The 18054-nt window shown below is 66.3% G+C and carries 15 protein-coding genes; 6 read left to right on the plus strand and 9 right to left on the minus strand.

What is annotated here, in order from left to right; translation table 11 throughout:
• From CP557_RS12950 to CP557_RS12960, 3 genes are all read left to right on the plus strand, one after another.
• Positions 1–1227, plus strand: a complete 1227-nt coding sequence (locus tag CP557_RS12950; protein ID WP_097380287.1) for an ABC transporter permease — start codon at positions 1–3, stop codon at positions 1225–1227.
• Positions 1228–1313: 86 nt separating this feature from the next.
• Complete coding sequence (locus CP557_RS12955) at positions 1314–1937, plus strand: hypothetical protein (protein ID WP_097380288.1); 624 nt, start codon at positions 1314–1316, stop codon at positions 1935–1937.
• A gap of 99 nt (positions 1938–2036) precedes the next feature.
• On the plus strand, positions 2037–4877 hold the full coding sequence (locus CP557_RS12960; RefSeq protein WP_097380289.1) for a DEAD/DEAH box helicase: 2841 nt from the start codon (positions 2037–2039) through the stop codon (positions 4875–4877).
• A 147-nt stretch (positions 4878–5024) separates the two neighbouring features.
• Here CP557_RS12960 and CP557_RS12965 read toward each other — a convergent pair whose 3' ends face one another.
• Positions 5025–6233 (minus strand): polysaccharide deacetylase family protein, encoded by a 1209-nt coding sequence (locus tag CP557_RS12965; protein WP_097380290.1) that lies wholly within the window; start codon positions 6231–6233, stop codon positions 5025–5027.
• Between the two features lie 460 nt (positions 6234–6693).
• Between CP557_RS12965 and CP557_RS12970 the strand changes: the two genes are divergently transcribed.
• Positions 6694–7368, plus strand: coding sequence for a protein sorting system archaetidylserine decarboxylase (locus CP557_RS12970; protein WP_097380291.1), 675 nt, complete (start codon positions 6694–6696; stop codon positions 7366–7368).
• A 273-nt stretch (positions 7369–7641) separates the two neighbouring features.
• A complete protein-coding gene (locus CP557_RS12975) occupies positions 7642–7917 on the plus strand; it encodes a hypothetical protein (RefSeq protein WP_097381639.1) in 276 nt (91 codons plus the stop codon).
• Positions 7918–8012: 95 nt separating this feature from the next.
• On the opposite strand, the gene CP557_RS12980 is transcribed toward CP557_RS12975, so the two are convergent.
• The 3 genes from CP557_RS12980 to CP557_RS12990 form a co-directional block, all read right to left on the minus strand.
• Positions 8013–8939, minus strand: coding sequence for a DMT family transporter (locus CP557_RS12980; RefSeq protein WP_097380292.1), 927 nt, complete (start codon positions 8937–8939; stop codon positions 8013–8015).
• A 179-nt stretch (positions 8940–9118) separates the two neighbouring features.
• Positions 9119–9469 (minus strand): winged helix-turn-helix transcriptional regulator, encoded by a 351-nt coding sequence (locus tag CP557_RS12985; protein ID WP_097380293.1) that lies wholly within the window; start codon positions 9467–9469, stop codon positions 9119–9121.
• 327 nt (positions 9470–9796) lie between these two features.
• A complete protein-coding gene (locus CP557_RS12990; RefSeq protein ID WP_097380294.1) occupies positions 9797–11161 on the minus strand; it encodes an adenylosuccinate synthase in 1365 nt (454 codons plus the stop codon).
• Positions 11162–11645: 484 nt separating this feature from the next.
• Here CP557_RS12990 and CP557_RS12995 point away from each other — a divergent pair, with 484 nt between their 5' ends.
• Positions 11646–11951: a hypothetical protein gene (locus CP557_RS12995; protein ID WP_097380295.1), complete on the plus strand. Its 306-nt coding sequence runs from the start codon at positions 11646–11648 to the stop codon at positions 11949–11951.
• A 273-nt stretch (positions 11952–12224) separates the two neighbouring features.
• On the opposite strand, the gene CP557_RS13000 is transcribed toward CP557_RS12995, so the two are convergent.
• From CP557_RS13000 to CP557_RS13020, 5 genes are all read right to left on the minus strand, one after another.
• Entirely contained in the window at positions 12225–14981 is a 2757-nt protein-coding gene (locus CP557_RS13000; RefSeq protein ID WP_097380296.1) for a DUF7527 domain-containing protein, read from the minus strand.
• Positions 14982–15029: 48 nt separating this feature from the next.
• Positions 15030–15308 carry a UPF0058 family protein gene (locus CP557_RS13005; RefSeq protein ID WP_006186471.1) on the minus strand — a complete coding sequence of 93 codons (279 nt, stop codon included), beginning with the start codon at positions 15306–15308 and terminating at the stop codon, positions 15030–15032.
• Between the two features lie 69 nt (positions 15309–15377).
• The gene (locus CP557_RS13010) at positions 15378–16022 is read right to left on the minus strand and encodes a DUF998 domain-containing protein (protein ID WP_097380297.1); all 645 of its coding nucleotides are present in this window, start codon (positions 16020–16022) and stop codon (positions 15378–15380) included.
• Between the two features lie 118 nt (positions 16023–16140).
• The gene (locus CP557_RS13015) at positions 16141–17313 is read right to left on the minus strand and encodes an ABC transporter ATP-binding protein (protein ID WP_097380298.1); all 1173 of its coding nucleotides are present in this window, start codon (positions 17311–17313) and stop codon (positions 16141–16143) included.
• Positions 17314–17421: 108 nt separating this feature from the next.
• Complete coding sequence (locus CP557_RS13020) at positions 17422–17889, minus strand: DUF5793 family protein (RefSeq protein ID WP_097380299.1); 468 nt, start codon at positions 17887–17889, stop codon at positions 17422–17424.
• Between the last annotated feature and the right edge of the window lie 165 nt (positions 17890–18054).

The following is an 18054-nucleotide window of genomic DNA, read 5'->3' on the forward strand; positions in this document are numbered from 1 at the left end:
ATGTGGCGGAAGGCAGTTCGAATCCGTGCGGTGATCGGGCTCGCCGTCGCACAGCTCCGGCGGTCGCCCGGCCGAACCGCACTCTCCGTGCTCGCGGTCGCGCTGGCCGTGCTCTCGGTAACGGTGCTCGCGAGCCTCGGCGTCGGCGTCGTCGAGAAGGGCGAGGAGGGACTCGACAGGGCGAACCGGGACATCTGGATGACGAGCGACCCGGTCGATCCGGCCGCGAGCGGGACCGAAAACCCGATCGTCGGGGCCCACGGGATAGCGGCGGAAATGACCGCACGCGACGACGTTCAGACTGCATCCCCGATCGCGATGTACGACGTCTATCTCGGAACGAATACGACTGCGCTCCAGCGCAGGCCTGCGGTCGGCGTCCAGCGGACCCACCACGAGTTCGACTTTCAGGCGGGTGGCGGGTTCGAGGTCGACGAGGAGGCCGCCGCCAGTCCACCGCCAGCGGAGCCGTCGGTCGAGGAGATCGTGATCGACCCGCGAGTCGCGGACGATCTGAACGTCTCGGTCGGCGACACGCTCTACGTCGGGACGAGCAGGCAGACCGCACGGGCAAACGAGTTTACCGTCGTCGGTATCTCCGGTTACTACTCGCAGTATCTCGGCTCGCCGGCAGTGACGGTTCCCCTCGGGGACTTACAGGCAGTCGCGGGGACATCGGGCACCGACCGAGCGACGTTTATCATCGCCAACGTGGCGGACGGTGCCGACCGGAACGCCGTCGCGGACGATTTGAGCGCGGAGTACCCCGGATACGACGTTCGGACCAGTGACGATCAGGTCGAGTCGATGATCGAGGAGCGCACGATCGTCCTCGCGAGCGGTGTGACGCTGGTCGGTCTCGCCATCGTCGGCGGTGTCGTCCTGACGGCGAACCTGTTCGCGCTCGTGGCCCACCAGCAGCGCCAACAGCTCGCAGCGCTCCGTGCGATCGGCCTCTCCCGGCGGCTGCTCGCCGGAACGATCGGTGCACAGGGGCTCCTGATCGGTCTCGTCGGCGGCCTCGTCGGCCTCGCGGCGACGCCGTTGGCCGTGACCGGCCTGAACCGTTTCTCGGCATCCGTGCTGGGATTCGAGCGGCTCCTTCGGACGACGAGCGGGATCTACGCCGGCGGCATCGCGCTCGCACTCGTCGTCGGGACGGTCGTCGCACTCGTTTCGGGGTGGCGGGCCGGCCGATACGCCCGTATCGAACACCTCGAGGCCTGACCGCGAGTGCGTCGGTTCCGGGTCGACGACCGGTGCCGGCTTTCGCACCCCGAACCCACTTGCCGGCTGGAGCCGTAGCGGTCGCAATGGGACTTCGAACATCCATCGGTGAACGGTCGACCGCCGCGTCCGGGTCGGAATCGACGGCTGCCCGCTCGCGCTGGCGGCATCTCGGCGGCCATCTCCTCACCGCGGTCGGGCTGGTCGCGTTCACCTACGCCGTCTTGCGAGTACTGGGGCCCCGAGACGACGTGCCCGTCCAGTCCGTCGACGAAGTACGGGCCGAGATGGACGACGTCGTCCCCGAGGAACTCCAGCGTCTGGCCGACGACGCCCCGGACGATCGGTCGAGTTCGATCGACACGATTCGGAATCGGGTGGGGTCGTCCGTCCCCGACGAGATCACGGAGATCGCCATCGACGGTCCCGGAAGCGATGCGTCCGAGACCGACCCGGACGTGGCGTCGGCTCCCGACGCAAACGAGAGCGAGGGCGGTGGTGACGCACTCGGCGAGGCGGCGACCAGCGCCGAGTATACCGCCGGCGAACGAGCCGACGAGGAGATCGCCGAGCGAGCGGCGTCGAACGTGCAGGCGGACCCGGCGGAGCCGGGCGAGCTGACGGTCGCGGAAGACATCGCGGACGAACTCCTCGACACCGGACCGGATGCCGATGCCGAAAGCGAGGACGACGCCGACGCCGAGGAGTGACTCCGCCGCCGACCGCGACGGCGTGACGCTGGCTCGAGCGACCGCCTCGCGCCACCGGAAACGTGGGCCTTATCCGCCGGTCGCCCCTAGCGCGTTCCGATGACTGAGGGGGACGTCGCGGCGTTTACGCATCTCGGAGCGACGGTTCGCGGTGCGCTCTCCGAACGCGGGTTCTCGCAGCCGACGGCTCCACAGCGACTGGCGATTCCGCCGCTGTCGGCCGGCGAGAACACGCTCGTGATCGCGCCCACCGGGAGCGGCAAGACCGAGACGGCGATGTTGCCCGTCTTCGATCACCTCGTCGCCGAGGAGGGGCCGCCCGAGGGGTTCGGCGCGCTCTACGTCACCCCGCTGCGGGCCTTGAACCGCGACATGCGCGAGCGCCTCGAGTGGTGGGGCGAGTACCTGGATCTCGAGGTCGACGTCCGCCACGGCGACACGACCCAGTACCAGCGCGGGAAACAGGCCGAAGACCCGCCGGACGTGCTGATCACGACGCCCGAGACCGTCCAGGCGATGCTCACCGGCGAACGGCTGCGCGAGGCGCTACAGGACGTCTCCCACGTCGTGATCGACGAAGTCCACGAACTCGCCGCGTCCAAGCGGGGTGCGCAACTGGCCATCGGTCTCGAACGACTCCACGACCTTGCCGGGCGGTTTCAGCGGATCGGCCTCTCGGCGACGGTCGGCGATCCGGGAGAGGTCGGGCAGTTCCTCACGGGCGGTCGCCCCTGCGAGATCAGGGAGATCGACGTCGGGAGCAACGTCGACGTGACGGTCCGCGAACCGGAGATCACCGAGGCGGACGAGCGATTGGCCGGCGAGCTCATGACCGAAGCCGACACGGCCAGCCACGTCCGACTGATTCGGGGCCTGGTCGCGGACCACGAGTCGACGCTGATCTTCGTGAATACGCGCCAGACGGCGGAGGCGCTGGGGTCGCGATTCAAGGAGCTCGACTTACCGATCGGGGTCCACCACGGCTCGCTCTCGAAGGAGGCCCGGATCGACGTCGAGGACCGGTTCAAGGCCGGGGAACTCGACGGGTTGCTGTGTACGTCCTCGATGGAACTCGGGATCGACGTCGGACAGGTCGATCACGTGATCCAGTACAAGAGCCCGCGGCAGGTCACCCGACTCCTCCAGCGGATCGGCCGCGCGGGGCATCGCCAGGACGAGGTCTCGAGGGGCACGATCGTCACGACGCGGCCCGACGATACGTTCGAGGCGTTGTCGATCGCGCGCCGGGCCCGCGACGGCGAGGTCGAGCCGGCGGCGATCCACGAGGGGAGCCTGGACGTAGTCGCCAACCAGTTGCCGGCGATCGTCCAGAGTCGCGGGGACACGTACGTCGACGAGGCCGTCGAAACCGTCACGCGGTCGTATCCGTTCCGGAACGTCCCCGAAGCCACCGTCCGCGAGATCATCTCGGAACTCGACCGGAACCGGGTCCTCTGGTTCGACGAGGGGGAAGACCGCATCGAGACCACCGGCGGCACGTGGCAGTACGTCTACGCGAATCTCTCGATGATCCCCGACGAGGAGACCTACGAGGTCCACGACATCGCCTCGGGAGGCCAGATCGGGACCCTGGACGAGCGCTTCGTCGTCAACTTCGCCCAGCCCGGCGAAGTGTTCATCCAGCGGGGCGAGATGTGGCGGATCGCGGAAATCGACGACGAAGAGGCGCGGGTCAAGGTCAGCCCGATCGAGGACCCCGCCGGCGAGGTGCCCTCCTGGATCGGCCAGGAGATCCCCGTCCCCGCCGCGGTCGCGGGCGAGGTCGGCGAGATCCGGGCCGTCGCGGAACCGCAACTCGGAGCCGGGGCCGACGCCGCTGCGGTCGGTCACGAACTCGCAGGCCGCTATCCGGCCGACGAGTACACGCTGGCCGAGGCCTGCGAGCAACTCGAGGCTCAAGTCGAGAGCGAGTCGCCGATGCCGACGGCGGATCGACTGGTGCTCGAGCGACAGGGGCGGACGCTCGTGCTCAACGCGCCCTTCGGCCATACGGCCAACGAGACGCTCGGTCGGGTCCTCTCGGCACTGCTGGGCCAGCAGGCGGGCTCCTCGGTCGGCCTCGAGACCGACCCCTACCGTATCGAACTCGAGGTGCCGAACTCGATCGCGACCAGCGACGTGGTCGCGGTGCTCGAGGAGACCGATCCCGATCACGTCGAGGCGATCGTCGAACTCGGACTCAAGCGCTCGGACGCGCTCGCCTTCCGGCTCGCGCAGGTCTCGGCGAAGTTCGGCGCGCTCAAACGCTGGCAAAACCGGGGCTCGGGCCGGCTCTCGAACGATCGGTTGCTGTCGGCACTCGAGGACACGCCGATGTACGAGGAGGCGATCCGGGAGGTGTTCCACGAGGATCTCGACGTCGAGCGCGCGAGCGCGGTGCTCGAGGGAATCCAGTCGGGTGCGCTCGAGTTGGTGACCCATCGCGGGCGGACGCCGGTCGGACAGGGCGGTCGGTCCTCGGGCGGCAAGGAACTGCTCGCGCCCGAAAACGCCGACGCGAGCGTCATCGAGACGGTCCGGGAGCGGATCCGTGACGACCGGGTCATTCTGCTCTGTACCCACTGTACGGAGTGGAAGGTGACGACGAAAGTCAAGCGCGTGGCCGATCAGCCCGAGTGTCCCGAGTGTGGCTCGACCAGGATCGCGTCGCTGAACCCGTGGGCCGACGAGGTCGTGCAGGCGGTCCGCTCGCAGGCGAAAGACGACGATCAACAGCAGATGACCGAACGGGCGTTTCGAGCGGCGAGCCTCGTCCAGAGCCACGGCAAGCGGGCCGTCATCGCGATGGCCGCCCGCGGCGTGGGACCACACAACGCCGCACAGATCATCAACAAACTCCGCGAGGACGACGCCGAATTCTATCGCGACATCCTCGCGAAAGAGCGAGAGTACGCCCGGACGCAGGCGTTCTGGGACTGAGACGGTCTGTTGTCACTGGGTCCCGACACACCCCCAGGCGGGTCGCGGCTGGATTACAAAGCTGCCCTCGAACGCGATCGCGGACAGCGGCGACGAGCCCACGAAGGTGTGCGTTAGTGCCGAAGGAACGGGACGGAGTGGACGCAGTCAGCGACCGGAGGACACGTCGAGATCCGCCGGGAGGACGACCTCGAGGTCTCCGGCGGATTCGAGCTCGTTGAGGTGCTCGACCGTCGCCTCGAGCGTCGACTGGGAATCCGCGTCGAGTTCGCCAAACGCCAGCGACGTGATCCCACCCCACTCGGCGGTCAGCTCGAGGACCGAACGCGCGCGCTCGAGGTCGGGATCGGTGACCCGCGAGCAGAGGTGTGGATTCGTCGCGACTCCCTGCGAGGGGTAGCGACCGGCGAACGCGAGGTCGTGGTGCTCGGCGACGAGGTCGAGGGTCTCCCCGTCGTACCGGCCCAGCGGATAGGAGAAGTATCGCGCACCCTCCTCGAACCCGTTGTCCTCGAGCCACGCGATGGCGTCGCGGATCTCCGCTTCTGGGTCGCGACCGTCCGGCGGGTCGGCCAGGTCGGTGCCGTGTGCCGAGTGGCTCGCGATCGTCCACCCGGCGTCGGACAGTTCCGACACCTGCTCGCGGACGAGATGATCGCCCTCGTCGCCGTCGTTCTCGCGGATCCGACCCGTCGTGACGAACGAGACGGCGGGATAGTCGTACTCCTCGAGGACCGGCAGTGCGCGCGTGTAGTCCGTTTCGTAGCCGCCATCGAACTGCAGCACGACCGTCCCGGTGTCCGGCGCGGAGACGAATCGGAGGTCGTCGACCCACACCGCACCTTTGTCGTCCTCGCCGGTCCAGCGGAGCAGCTGTACTTCGGTGACGGCACTGAGATCGGGGTCGCCGTCGACGGCAGCGATACCGAAGTTACAGTGGACGAGCGGCGTCCCGCCAAGAATTCGCTGTCGGAACTCGATGCGGTCGCCGTCCTCGTCAAGCAGCTGGATCACGAAATCGGCAGCCGTCTCGGTCGCCATCGCCAACGCCGGTCGCGTGCCCGAGAGGTCCCGTGGCTCGGATAGCTCCCGGACGATTCTGCTCTGATCGTCGTCGCCCGACTCGAGCCTCGCGGATTGCGATCCGGTGGCGGCCCGGTCTTCGTCCGCGGAGAGCGACCCGAGCACTGCCTCCCACGCGTCCAGGGTTTCGAAGTCGTCGAACGACTCGACTTCGCTTTCGTCGCCCGAGTCGCCGTCGGTCCCTCCGTTTCCCGTCTCGTCCGATTCGTCGGTGCTGGAACACCCGGCGAGCGCGACCGCCAGGGCACCACTGAGATACGTTCTGCGTTTCATTGCTGGCGAACCGTTGGGCCACGACTCCACATATTGTTATCCGCGATCACCGCGGTCGTTTTGCGAGCGATAGCAACCGAAAGCCGACCCAATACGGTGGCTTCGGCACGACAGAGAGAGAGAGAGAGATCGCTCCATCGGGACGAGACCCGGTCTCGGTCGAGATAGCGTGCGAATACGCGCCTCGTATTCGTCGCCCTCGACGTTCTCGTCGCCAGCCGATTCTGGAGGTGCCCGCCGCCACCCGAAGGGAGTCCGTATCGAGAGACGCCGGGACCCACCTGTCGTTCGAATTCTCAACTGCCGTCGGCTTCCGCGTTCGGTTCGCCGTAATCGGTTTCGAACGCGCACGCACACGGTCGGTATCGTCACCGTACGGAATCGGGAGGCAGGTCTCGCTGCACCGTCGTCGCTCGACCGATCCGTAACGGCCATACGATCCGGCCCCGTCACCTCCCCTATGAACGTCGCGCCGGGGGCCTGGAAGTACGCCATCGTTCCCCTGCTCGCCGCCCCGTTTGCACTTTTTATCAGCGTTACGGCGAGCCTCGTCGCGCTCGCGGTCGGCGCCGGCACCCTCGCGTTCTTTCGTGACCCCGACCGTACCCCGCCGCCGACCGGCGTCGTCTCGCCGGCGGACGGGAACGTCTCGGTGCTTCGCGAGGAGGGCGACCGGGTTCGACTGGGTATCTTCATGAACGTCTGGCACGTCCACGTCGTCCGCGCCCCCGTCGCGGGCCGCGTTACCGACGTCGAACACGTTTCCGGCGCGAACCGACCCGCCTTCTCGAAGGAATCCGACCGCAACGAACGCGTCCACGTCCGCCTCGAGACCGAGTCCCCGAACCTGCCGTCGGACGGGGACGACGCGGCAGCGACGACCGCCGAGGTAACGCTGATCGCCGGCGCGTTCGCTCGCCGCATTCGTCCCTACGTCGACCGCGACGACGACCTCGAGCGTGGCGACCGGATCGGCCACATCGCCTTCGGCAGCCGCGTCGACCTGCTCTTTCCGCCGGCCGTCGACATCGAGGACGTCGCCGTCGATACCGGCGACTCGATGACCGCCGGCGAAACAGTGGTCCTCGAGTCCGCAGCCGATGGGCTGGCCGGCGAGTTCGAGCTTCGAAACTGAGTCGGGCTCCGAACCGACATCGGGCAGCGCCGCCCCGCTATTCGACCGACGGCTACCGTGTCCGCGGCCGGTTTCGTCGTGGGAGCTCGCGTCCATTCGACGCTGGAGACCCGCTTCGTCGGTGTGGTGGTCGACTACTGTCGCGGAGCGCGAGCCAACAACTCTTTTCCAGCAGTCAATCGGTCGTTCACTCCGACCGATTCGGTTGAATTCCGCTGTAACCGATCGAAACGGTCGGAGCGGTATTTGCGTCCTCGAGACGCACTGTCGGCGATGGCGAGTCCTCCCTCCGTTTCCGACCAGGGGTCCGGCGATTCGACACCGTCCAGCGATCGCCGGGACGACGAGCACGGCGTGCTCGAGCGTGCAACACCACGGTTCGCGGCGTCGATCCGTGCGGCCGGATTCTGGACGGCGATCGCCATGCCGATCCTGTATCTCCCCTTGCTCGCGACGGGACTGTCGTCGTCCCTCGAGGGAGGTGTCTTCCTCGCCTTGCTCGCGGGAAACCTCCTCGCGCTATACGTCGGGCACGCCTATCACCGGTAGTGGCGACCGTGGGTCAGACGGTCTCCTGTCCGTCAGTGCCGGTGGGACCGCGACCACCCTGCGGTCCCACCGGGAAATCGGGACAGCAAACCGTCTCACTCGCTCGAGTGACGCGACCGAATCGTCCCGAACTCCTGACGGATCGCACGCCGCTTGACGAGGAGAAAGCCGGCCGTGATGAGCACGAACCCGGCCAGCGTCGCGGTGTCGACGACCTCCTCGAGGTAGAGCCAACCGACCACCGCGGTGACGATCGGGGCGACGTACGAGACCATGTTGATTTCGACGGCACCCAATCGCTCGAGCAGGTCGAAGTAGATGAGAAAGGCGATCGCGCTCGCTCCGATCGACAGGTAGGCGAGCGCACCGATCGCCACGGGGTGGGTCCACGTCGTCGGTGCGACGGGTTCCCCGATCGCGATACTCACGAGGTGCAACAGGAGCGCGCCCCCGAGCATCGACCACGCCTCCATCGTCTCGATCGGGAGCGAGGCGTCGATCCGGCGCGTGAGAACGCTGCCGAGCGCGAACGCGGCCGCCGCACAGAAGACGAGCCCCTTCGCGACGGCGTCGGTCGCCAACAGGTTCGACGGATCGGGCTGGACGATGACGGCGACGCCGACGAGACCGGCGAGGACACCGACGACGCCCACCGGGGAGAGCGCATCGGAGGGAACGAGCAGCCGGGCGAACCCGGTGCTCAAGACCGGCGAAAGGCTCACCAGAATCGCGGCTGCGGCCGCCGTCGTGTGCTGTTGTCCGACGAACAGGAACGCGTGGTAGGCCGCGATTAAGAGGACCGCGCCGACGAGGGCCTGCGTCCACTCGGTCCGGCCGCGGGGCCGCCAGTCGTCGACGGTACCGACCGCGTAGCCGAGCATCAGGAGTCCGGCGATATCGTAGCGCAGCGCCGCGAACAGGACCGGCGGGATATACGAGAGCCCCGCACTGATCGCGACGAACGCCGACCCCCACAGCGTTGCGAGCGTCAGGAACAGGACGAGGTTTCGATGCCGATTCACGATCGATTTCTCGGCGACGAGATCCTATGCGTTTCGATCCGAAACGGCGGGACGATCCGGCAATCGGTCAGCCGACCGGAGAGAATGCAATCGATCGTTCTGCCCGGTCGTATTCGGTGTCCGAGACGCACCACCCGGTCGACCGGTCGATCAGCGGACGATCCCGTGCCGAGACTCGATCAGTCCTCGAGCGCGCCGTCCTCGAGCCAGGAGCCCGCCCAGCACTCGATTTCGTCGAAGACCCGATCCAGCGATTCGCCCTTGTCGGTGAGACTATAGTAGGTGGCGACGGGAGCGTCTTCCTCGATACGACGGTCGACGAACCCCATCTCGCCGAGGTCGTCGAGGACCCGCGAGAGGGTTCGAGCGTTCGCGCCCGTCGATCGCTTGAGTTCGTTGAAGCGCTGTTCGCCGTCGAGTAACTCGTGGAGGACCGCCAGCCGCCACTGGGAGCCGATCTGCTCGAGGGAGGCGATGACGGGACAGGCCGTGTCGTGTTGCTCGCGGGGTCTCGTCTGCGGGGATGACATCTACCACGCCGTACGGTGCGAACTGATTTAGAGGTTCGGATTCGAACCACCTAACATATCGTTAGTAGCTTGCGACCCGATACCGGAGCGGCGGGATGGACAGAGACGGCCGGCAGCGAACCGATAGGAGCCACTGACAGTCATTGCACACCTGATCGCACGACAGCGTTGCGATGGTCAATCGGTTCAGTGATACCTCTCTGACTCGGGAACAGCGTGAACGAACGCGACAGGACAGACCAGACTGGCGATGCGTCTCGGTGCAGTAGCGATACTGATGCGTTCTACAGCCGGTTCCGGACGGGGCAACGCCCTCGAGGGGCGTGACTATTCGTATGGATTCTCGACGACGACCGTTTCTTCGCGGCCGGGGCCGACGCCGACGGCGTAGATCGGGGCGTCGAGTTCGTCGCTGATGTACTTGAGGTAGGTCCAGGCGTTCTCGGGGATCGCCTCGTGCCCCTCGTCGGCGACCGCGCCCCAGTCGACCTCGGGCCAGCCGTCGAACGATTTGAACGTGGCCTCACAGCGCCCCCACTGTTCGGTCGTCGGCGGCATCGTGAAGATTTCCTCACCATCGAACTCGTAGCTGTGGCCGACCGAGACCGTGTCGAGACCAGCCAGCACGTCGATGTGGTTGACCGCGAGGCCCGTAAAGCCGTTCGCGCGGGCCGCGTGGCGGAGCATCGGCATGTCGAGCCACCCGACCCGCCGCGGGCGGCCGGTGACGGTGCCGTACTCTCCGCCTTCGTCGCGGATGTAGGTCGCGAGTTCCTCCTCGTCTCCGGCGGCTCCCGCCTCGGCGTCGTAATCGGGGGTCTGTCCCTCGACACCGCCGAGTTCGGTCGGGAGCGGGCCCGTCCCGACCCGGGACAGGTAGGCCTTGACGATGCCGATGACCTCGCCGTCGCCGATGACGGTCGGGCCGAGCCCGGTACCGACGGTCGCGCCGCCCGCGGTCGGGTTCGAGGACGTGACGTAGGGGTAGACCCCGTGGTCGATGTCGAGAGAGGTTCCCTGTGCGCCCTCGAGCATGACCTCGTCGCCGGCGTCGATCCGTTCCTGGAGGAACGTCCCGCAATCGACGGTCATGTCCTCCGCGGCGAGACGCTCGCCGTATTCGCGGTAGGTTTCATAGAGGTGCTCGATGTCGAACTCCTCGCCGGTCTCCTTGTCGAAGACCTCCTCGGCGAGGGCCTTCTTCTGGGGAACGACGTATTCGAGGCGCTCGCGGAGCACGTCGGGATCGAGCAAGTCGCCGATACGGACGCCGCGGCGGCCGGCCTTGTCCTCGTAGGTCGGGCCGATACCGCGCTTGGTCGTCCCGGCGGCCAGATCCTCCTTTTCGTCCTCCTCGATGCCGTCGAGCGCGCGGTGATAGGGGAGAATGACGTGGGCGCGCTCGGCGACGCGAACGTCCGGCTCGAGGCCGCGGTCGCGGAGGGTATCGATCTCGTCGAACAGCGTTTCGGGGTTGACGACACAGCCGTTGCCGAGGACGCCGACCTTGCCGCGGACGGCCCCTGACGGCACGAGCGACAGTTTGTACTTCGTACCGTCGTGAACGACGGTATGTCCAGCGTTGTCGCCGCCCTGATACCGGGCGACGACGTCGGCGGCGTCGCCATAGAGATCGACGACCCCACCCTTGCCTTCGTCGCCGAGTTGCGACCCGACGATAGTGACGGTCATAACAGCGGCGGATTCATGCCGGGTCGGTAAACAGATTTCGGTATACGGGTGGCTGTCAACCGCCGAACGGGTCGACGGACGACGGCCGAATCAGACTCGGAACGAGTGGCGGCGCTGCCTGATTGTCGATCGCCGTGTACGCGAGTAGTCGAACCGGATCACCGGCACACGGCCGCGCGCGTAGCTACCAATATATATGCGAGCAGATCAAAGACCGGCTGAGGAGTTACGACGGCGTCCATCCCTGCCCGCGGAACTGGAGCAGGGACGGTCGCTCTCTCGACCGTTCGGCGTCGAGACAGCCCAAACCGGGGTGTGATTCGTGGCTCGAGGCCGTAGAGATCCGAACCGCCCGACGCGCCCCCCATCGACCGCTGGGATCGGAAGCGTTAACTACTGACAGGAACAACCATCGAGTTGAGAGTGGTCGTTTCAGTCCACGAGAGTAACTTTTAAAGGGCCCAACGACAAGTTAACAAATGCCATGATAGATAGACTTGAGAAGGAAGTCGATATGCTAGAACGTCATCTCCAGGTCCTGAAGATGGTCATCGAGAACGAACCGATCGGGATCGTCAAGATGTCCAACGAAACCGGATACCCCCACCACAAGGTTCGGTACTCGCTTCGGGTCCTCGAGGAAGAGAACCTGATCGAGCCCTCCAGCCAGGGTGCGATCCAGACCGAACGCACGACCGAGTTCGTCGACGAACTCGACGGAAAGATCGACGACATCGTCGACAAACTCGACGGGATGAAGATCGAAGACGTCGCCGAGATCGAAGGATAGTCTCTGGTCCGTTTCGGACACTGTCGTCCGTCTCCACGACCGACAGCCGGTATCCCGTCGTCTCCGTTGAGCGTTTTATCGGCGTTTTCAGTCGCTCGAGCGTCGCGTCTCCGTCCTCTCATGCCTCGATCCGGACGTGGAAAGCGGTCGGCCGCGAGTTCACGGCGGCCCCACACGCCATCGAGGCGCAGTTTCTGGCGGGACGCGGTTCCCGTCGGTACCCACCCGCGGGGCGCTCGTGTCGCGTACCGAATCGGATACCCCTTCGAGGGGCTACAGTTCGGGGACGTTCATGTGGAACCCTTCCGATCTCGATTCGACCAGACAGAGGTGGTAGCCGTCCTTCCGCGAGAGGTTGACGTAACTCAGCTTCGAGCCACGGCTGAGGAAGCCGCCGCTGGTCGCCTGCTCGGCCACCTCGAGCGCGCCGGGTTCGAAGTAACTCGATGTAACCGCGATCGCCGCCGCGAGATCCGGATAGTTCGCCTTCACCGCGGAGGCGGCTTCCTCCAACCCCTCGAGCATGCCCTTGGCCGCGGGCTCCCGCGAGTCGTTGAGGGTAACGAGGACTAACGGGTTCCCCATCTTGTCGTACACGACGATGTCGAACGTCACCTCGTCGGGAACGTCGTCGGTGTCGTCGTCCGCAAGCGAGATTGTCGCGTCGAGTTCGGCCCGATCGATGCGGGGAATGGCGTCGTAGAGGTCGACCAGCCCGTTCGCGTTGCCGGTGTCGCGGATCTCGTAGAGGAGCATCTCGGTGAGCCAGTCGACGAACCGATGCTCCATCGACGACGCGAGGAACTCGTCGTAGGGCTCCCCGTCGACCGTCGCGTCGGCCGACTCGAACTGCGTGTGGTGTTCGAGCCGCAGGTTCGAGGCGACCTCGCTGCGGTCGGCATCGCCGTCGTGGGCCGTCTCGAGGGTCGGTTGACTCTTCGAGGAGTACCGGACGAAGAGGTTCGTCCCCGAGAGCGCTTGCTGGGGCGAGAGCTGGGGCCCCGCGGTCGCGTCGGCACCCGACCCGTCCGCATCGGCCGTGCGCGCCCGCTCTCGCTCCAGTTCCGTCTCGAGGTCCTCGATTCGGGACCGGAGCCGTTCGACGGTCGCGGACAGTTCGTCGTTCTCCGATCGGAGCCGGTCGCGTTCGGTCTCGAGTTCCTCGGCTTTCGTCACGAGGGCGTCGCGTTGTTCCTGGAGAGTCTCGACTTTCTCGGTGAGTGCCGCGACCCGCTTTCGGTCCCGTTTCTCGGCCCGTTCGTCGGCCGATTCCGTGGACCGAGACTGGCCCGATTCCTCTCGAGCCGATTGTTCCTGTGATCGCGTCCCGCGAGTTTCCGACGAAGCCGCGGTCGATGACGACGGCTCCGCCCCTCGCTCCGATGAGGTCGTATCAGTTCGTGTCCCGGTCGACGAGGTCGGGCGAGAGCCGGTCCCCGCACCGCTCGCGGCCGAGGATCGGCTCGCTCGCCGGCTGCGATTGCTCCCACCCGAGGCGTCCGCCGTCGGTGCCTCGTTGTCCGGATCGATCGACGGAATGCGCCGCGTCTCCCGCCACGCTTCCTCGCGCTCGAGTTGCTCCTCGAGATACCCGTCCTCCTCTTCCGCCGGGGTCGACTCCCCGGATTGGGTCTCGGTGGCGGATTCGTCACCGCCCGGTTTGCCCGCGGTCCCGTCGTCGACCCACGAGATGTCGTTTCGATCGAGTTCTTCGGCCGCCGCCTCGACCTCCGCCAGATCGGGGCTCGTCGCCGCGTCGGTCGCGGTGTCGTCGCCGCCCGTTTCCGCGGGGGTCGCTACGTCGGCCTCCGCCTCGAGCGTCTCTCCTTCGGCCGAAGACGGCGTCTGCCGTCCGCCGTCGTCGGTCACTGACGACGGCTCGGTCACGGCTGGTTCGTCCGTCGGTTGGGCCGTTCCAATCGATTCGTCCGCCGATCCAGTGGAGTCGGCCGATTCGTCCGTCGTTCGATCGGCGTCGGCCGGTTCGTCCGTCAGCGGCTCGGACGTCGGTTCCTCGACCGCGCGCGGGGTCGTTCGACCGTCCCGTCCGCTCCGTCCGGCGACGTCCTGGGCTCCGGTTTGCCCACCGTCCTCGGCCTCGGCTTCGGCTTCGGCCGAATCGGGACTGGAATCGGGAGTCGGGTCGACGGACGGCTCGGTGAGCCCGGATTCGGTCGACTTCGTCTCGTCCGTCGTCGTGATCCCCGTCGGATCGTCCGTGAGATCGAGATCGCCCATTAGCGGCGACGAGTCGTCGGCGGTGATGCCCTGGGGAGAGTCGTCGTCGGTCACGTCGTCCGTGCCGACCGGATCGGTGCTCGAAACGTCGATCGGCTCGATCCCCGACCCCGTCGAATCGCCGCTCGAGTCGTCCCGGTCCGAGACACTGTCGTCGGTCGCCGATCCGACCGTCCCGGTCCCGGCCGACTCCGAGATCGAACTCGCGTCGGGTTCGTCGCCCGAATCGTCCCCCGACGGGGACGCTGGGTCGGCTCCCGGAACGTCGGTCACTTCGATCTCGACGTCGGTCACCTCGTAGATGCCGACCTCGTCGGCCGCCCGGTCGAAAGCTTCCTCGCCGGTAAGCAGCCGCTCGGCGTTCCCGATGTAGGCGGCGGCCATGCGTCGCCCGCCGTAGTAGACGACGTAGTAGTCGCCGCTGAGCACGTTCTCGCTCAGTTCGATGTAGCCGGTAAACGAGCCACTCTGGAGGGTCTCGTCGACCTCCCTGAGCGGCGTTTCGTTGGTGTAATATTGCGCCCGTGTTTCGCCGCCGCGTTCCTCCATCGTACAGAGCAAGGGTAGCGACGGATCGGGGGCCTCGTACTTCGTGCCCGAGGCGGTTTCGAACTCCTCGATATCGCCGTCGACGATGCCGATAATGCGGCCGTTGAGCATAAAGAGCCACGTGCCGGCCGCGGAGACGGCACCCGAGAAATCAGTGGCAGCGAGATCGGAGAGGCCATCGAAACCGCCGCCGAACGGGCGGGAATCCCACTCCTCGACGCGCTGTTGGGTGCGCGGGTCCATACGTCAACAAGCGGGAACCACACCAAATACGTTTCGCCTAGAAATCGCCTATATTTTCGATTCCGCGTCCTCGGCGAGTTCTTTCATCCGCTTGCCAATTCGACCGGCGCTCGAGAACTCGTCTTCGCTCATCGCGCTCGCCAGCGCGTTCCCGAGGACGAAAACGGCGTGTTTGTGCTCGCTCTTGGACTTGTGGACGTGCGACGGATCGACGTCGAGCTGGCGGTAGGGGTCGAACAGCGTTTCGTCGACCTCCTCGCGGTCCGAGAAGTACTCCATGATGACGACGAGTTCTTCGTGGAGCTCGAGGAGTTCGTCTTTATGCATGCTCACGTGTAGGAACGGTTTCGATTTAAGCGTTGTGTGGCCGGGCGTCGCAAAAGCGGTCGTGAGCGCTCAACGGTTCGGTACGTCCGGTTCACTGTCGTTCCGACGGCGCAGGGTGACCGCGAGCACGACGATCCAGCCGCCGAAGGCGACGGCAGCGACGAATTCGGGCACGGCGAACCACGTGCTGGTATCGGCTTCGCCACCGAGCGAGAGCAGCCAGCCCAGCCAGGCGAGCGGGTGCACGTTTCCGAACCAGACCGACGCGACCGCGAGCCGGCCGTCGCCTGCCAGCGCCGCGCCCGACCCGTAGACCCAGCTCGCAAACGGCGCGACGCCGAAGACCGAAAGCGCGGCGACCCCGTGCAGGCTCGTCTCGAGGTAGAGCGCCGTATGCTCGAGGAAGAAGACTCCCACGCCGATCATCCCCACGACCGCGATCGAGAGGAGAACGACCCCGAGGCGCTCGATGGAGTTCCGACACGTGATCCACAGCCGCCAGGCGAAGGGGAGTCCGACCAGCCCACCCAGGATCAGCCCGCCGTTGAAGAGCGGAAACGTCGGCGCGCCGTACCGACCCATATCCGAGAGTGCCCGACCCTGCCAGGTGAACGTCTCGGGCGGGGCGATGACCGTGCCGAGGGTGATCGCCCCCAGCGAGAGGATCGCTCCCGCGATGCCACAGTACGTCGCGACGCGTTTCCTGTCAGCCATAGTACTGGATCGCACGTGCTCGCGTATCAACGTGACTGTTCGGTATCCCGTCTCGATCGATGATCGTGTCTCACGGGAAGCAACGGGGGAGGAAACGATGAGCGGTCTCGGAACGGACTCAGTCAGCGCCGGCGGAAGCCGCGTCAGCGTCCGCATCGCGTTCCTCGCGGTGGTCGGCGGGGAACCAGGCGAGTTCGTGGTCTGCGGTGACGCGAACGTCGACGCGTTCGTCCAGGTCGATCCGATCGGAGTGGTTGTGCATGCACTCGATGGTTTCCCCGCCGTCGAGTTCGACGCGATAGAGGACGGTCGGACCGAGATAACGCCGGTAGACGACGCGACCGTCGGCCTCCGATCCCGCTGCGGGGGAGGCCGTCACGTCGTCGGGGCGCACGAGCAGGTCGACGGCGGTGCCGTCGTAGTGGTGTGCAAGTCCGTTGACGTCGTCACGGAGGACGCGGCCGAGCGCGGTGTCGACGTGGTCGCCGTGGACGTCACCCGAGAGGAAACTCGCGTGGCCGAGGAAGCCGGCGACGAACCTCGATTCGGGCTGCTGGAAGACCTGCTGTGGGGTATCGATCTGTTCGATGTCGCCGTCGTTCATCACGGCCACTCGATCGGAGATCGAGAGGGCCTCCTCCTGATCGTGCGTGACCGAGACGGCGGTGACGCCGGTCTCCTTGATGATCCGGCGGACCTCCTCGCGCATCTCGACCCGCAGATCCACGTCCAGATTCGAGAACGGCTCGTCGAGCAACAGCATCTCGGGTTCGGGTGCCAGCGATCGCGCGAGCGCGATCCGCTGTTGTTGGCCGCCGGACAGCTCGTCCGGATAGTCTTCGCCGTGGTCTGCGAGCCCGACGAGCTCGAGGAGGTCGTCGACGCGGGACTCGCGATCGGCGTCCGCCCAGTCCTGGAGGCCGAACGCGACGTTCTCGCGGGCGGTCAGGTGCGGGAAGAGCGCGAAGTCCTGGAAGACGACGCCGACGCCGCGTTCCTCCGGCGGGACGAAGCGACCGTCGCCCGCGACGGGTTCGTTCTGGAGCCGGACCTGTCCGGCGTTGGGTTTCTCGAGGCCGGCGATCAGTCGGAGCGTCGTGGTCTTGCCACAGCCGGATGGGCCAAGCAGCGTCAGGATTTCGCCGTCCCGGACGGACAGTGAGAGGTTTCCGATGACGTCCTCGCTACCGAAACGTTTCGCGATGCCGTCGAGTTCGAGAACCGTCTCCTCGCTCGTCAGGTCCCGATCTCCATCCTCGGCCGCCGTTGTGAGCAGTTGTCCGTTCGCCATAGATCGACTCCGCCGTCTGCCGGCGCGTATCCATTTAGGCGAGCCTAAAACACTTATAATTGCCGGTCCAGTCCCGGCGAGTGGGACCCAAACGGAGTTCGGGGGCCGCTACAGTTCGACGCCGCTTGGAATCAGGCTGTGCTGGCGGAGCAAACTGCCCTCTTCGTCGTAGACGAGAAACGTTCGTTTGTCGTAGCTAACGAACGGGTCGCCATCGAGCGTGATCTCGACCTCGTAGCGACCCTCGTCGGCGGCATCCTCGCCGTACCCCCGTGCCGCACGAATGAACTGGAGGACGTCGGCGGCGTCCTCGTTGAGTTCGAGGATGAACTCGCCGGTGACGCGGTTGGTGACGCTCACTACCCCCGTGGAGTCGTCCCCGAGCGGTCCCTGCAGGCGAAGGGCCGTGTCCGTTTCGCTCGCCTCGAGAACGGTTCCGTCGGGACCAGTAAGGCGCTCGCGGAGCAGTGTCGCCGGGCCGGTAAAATCGATCGATACCGCGGGCTTTTCCGGTTCGCCGCCGGTTTCGACCCAGTCGATATTGGTAACGTCTAACGTGAAGTGCTCGCGCCTCATTCCCTACCTGTTCCTTCGGACTCCGGCGGTATGAACGTAACGCACGAAACGGACGCGACGCGGACGCTCCATCGGAGAGCCCGAGAACGACCCGCCGGAGAGACGCACGATCCGGGTGCCGATCGAACGGGTACGTAGCCATCTCATTTATGTCGGTTGCGTCCC

This window comes from Natrinema ejinorense (assembly GCF_002494345.1).
GTDB classification, from domain to species: Archaea; Halobacteriota; Halobacteria; order Halobacteriales; family Natrialbaceae; genus Natrinema; species Natrinema longum.

What these genes read in the sequence shown, in the direction of transcription:
- CP557_RS12950 (WP_097380287.1), top strand. Translation starts at nt 1, where the DNA reads ATGTGGCGGAAGGCAGTTCGAATCCGTGCGGTGATCGGGCTCGCCGTC.
- CP557_RS12955 (WP_097380288.1), top strand. Translation starts at nt 1,314, where the DNA reads ATGGGACTTCGAACATCCATCGGTGAACGGTCGACCGCCGCGTCCGGG.
- CP557_RS12960 (WP_097380289.1), top strand. Translation starts at nt 2,037, where the DNA reads ATGACTGAGGGGGACGTCGCGGCGTTTACGCATCTCGGAGCGACGGTT.
- CP557_RS12965 (WP_097380290.1), bottom strand. Translation starts at nt 6,233, where the DNA reads ATGAAACGCAGAACGTATCTCAGTGGTGCCCTGGCGGTCGCGCTCGCC.
- CP557_RS12970 (WP_097380291.1), top strand. Translation starts at nt 6,694, where the DNA reads ATGAACGTCGCGCCGGGGGCCTGGAAGTACGCCATCGTTCCCCTGCTC.
- CP557_RS12975 (WP_097381639.1), top strand. Translation starts at nt 7,642, where the DNA reads ATGGCGAGTCCTCCCTCCGTTTCCGACCAGGGGTCCGGCGATTCGACA.
- CP557_RS12985 (WP_097380293.1), bottom strand. Translation starts at nt 9,469, where the DNA reads ATGTCATCCCCGCAGACGAGACCCCGCGAGCAACACGACACGGCCTGT.
- CP557_RS12990 (WP_097380294.1), bottom strand. Translation starts at nt 11,161, where the DNA reads ATGACCGTCACTATCGTCGGGTCGCAACTCGGCGACGAAGGCAAGGGT.
- CP557_RS12995 (WP_097380295.1), top strand. Translation starts at nt 11,646, where the DNA reads ATGATAGATAGACTTGAGAAGGAAGTCGATATGCTAGAACGTCATCTC.
- CP557_RS13000 (WP_097380296.1), bottom strand. Translation starts at nt 14,981, where the DNA reads ATGGACCCGCGCACCCAACAGCGCGTCGAGGAGTGGGATTCCCGCCCG.
- CP557_RS13005 (WP_006186471.1), bottom strand. Translation starts at nt 15,308, where the DNA reads ATGCATAAAGACGAACTCCTCGAGCTCCACGAAGAACTCGTCGTCATC.
- CP557_RS13010 (WP_097380297.1), bottom strand. Translation starts at nt 16,022, where the DNA reads ATGGCTGACAGGAAACGCGTCGCGACGTACTGTGGCATCGCGGGAGCG.
- CP557_RS13015 (WP_097380298.1), bottom strand. Translation starts at nt 17,313, where the DNA reads ATGGCGAACGGACAACTGCTCACAACGGCGGCCGAGGATGGAGATCGG.
- CP557_RS13020 (WP_097380299.1), bottom strand. Translation starts at nt 17,889, where the DNA reads ATGAGGCGCGAGCACTTCACGTTAGACGTTACCAATATCGACTGGGTC.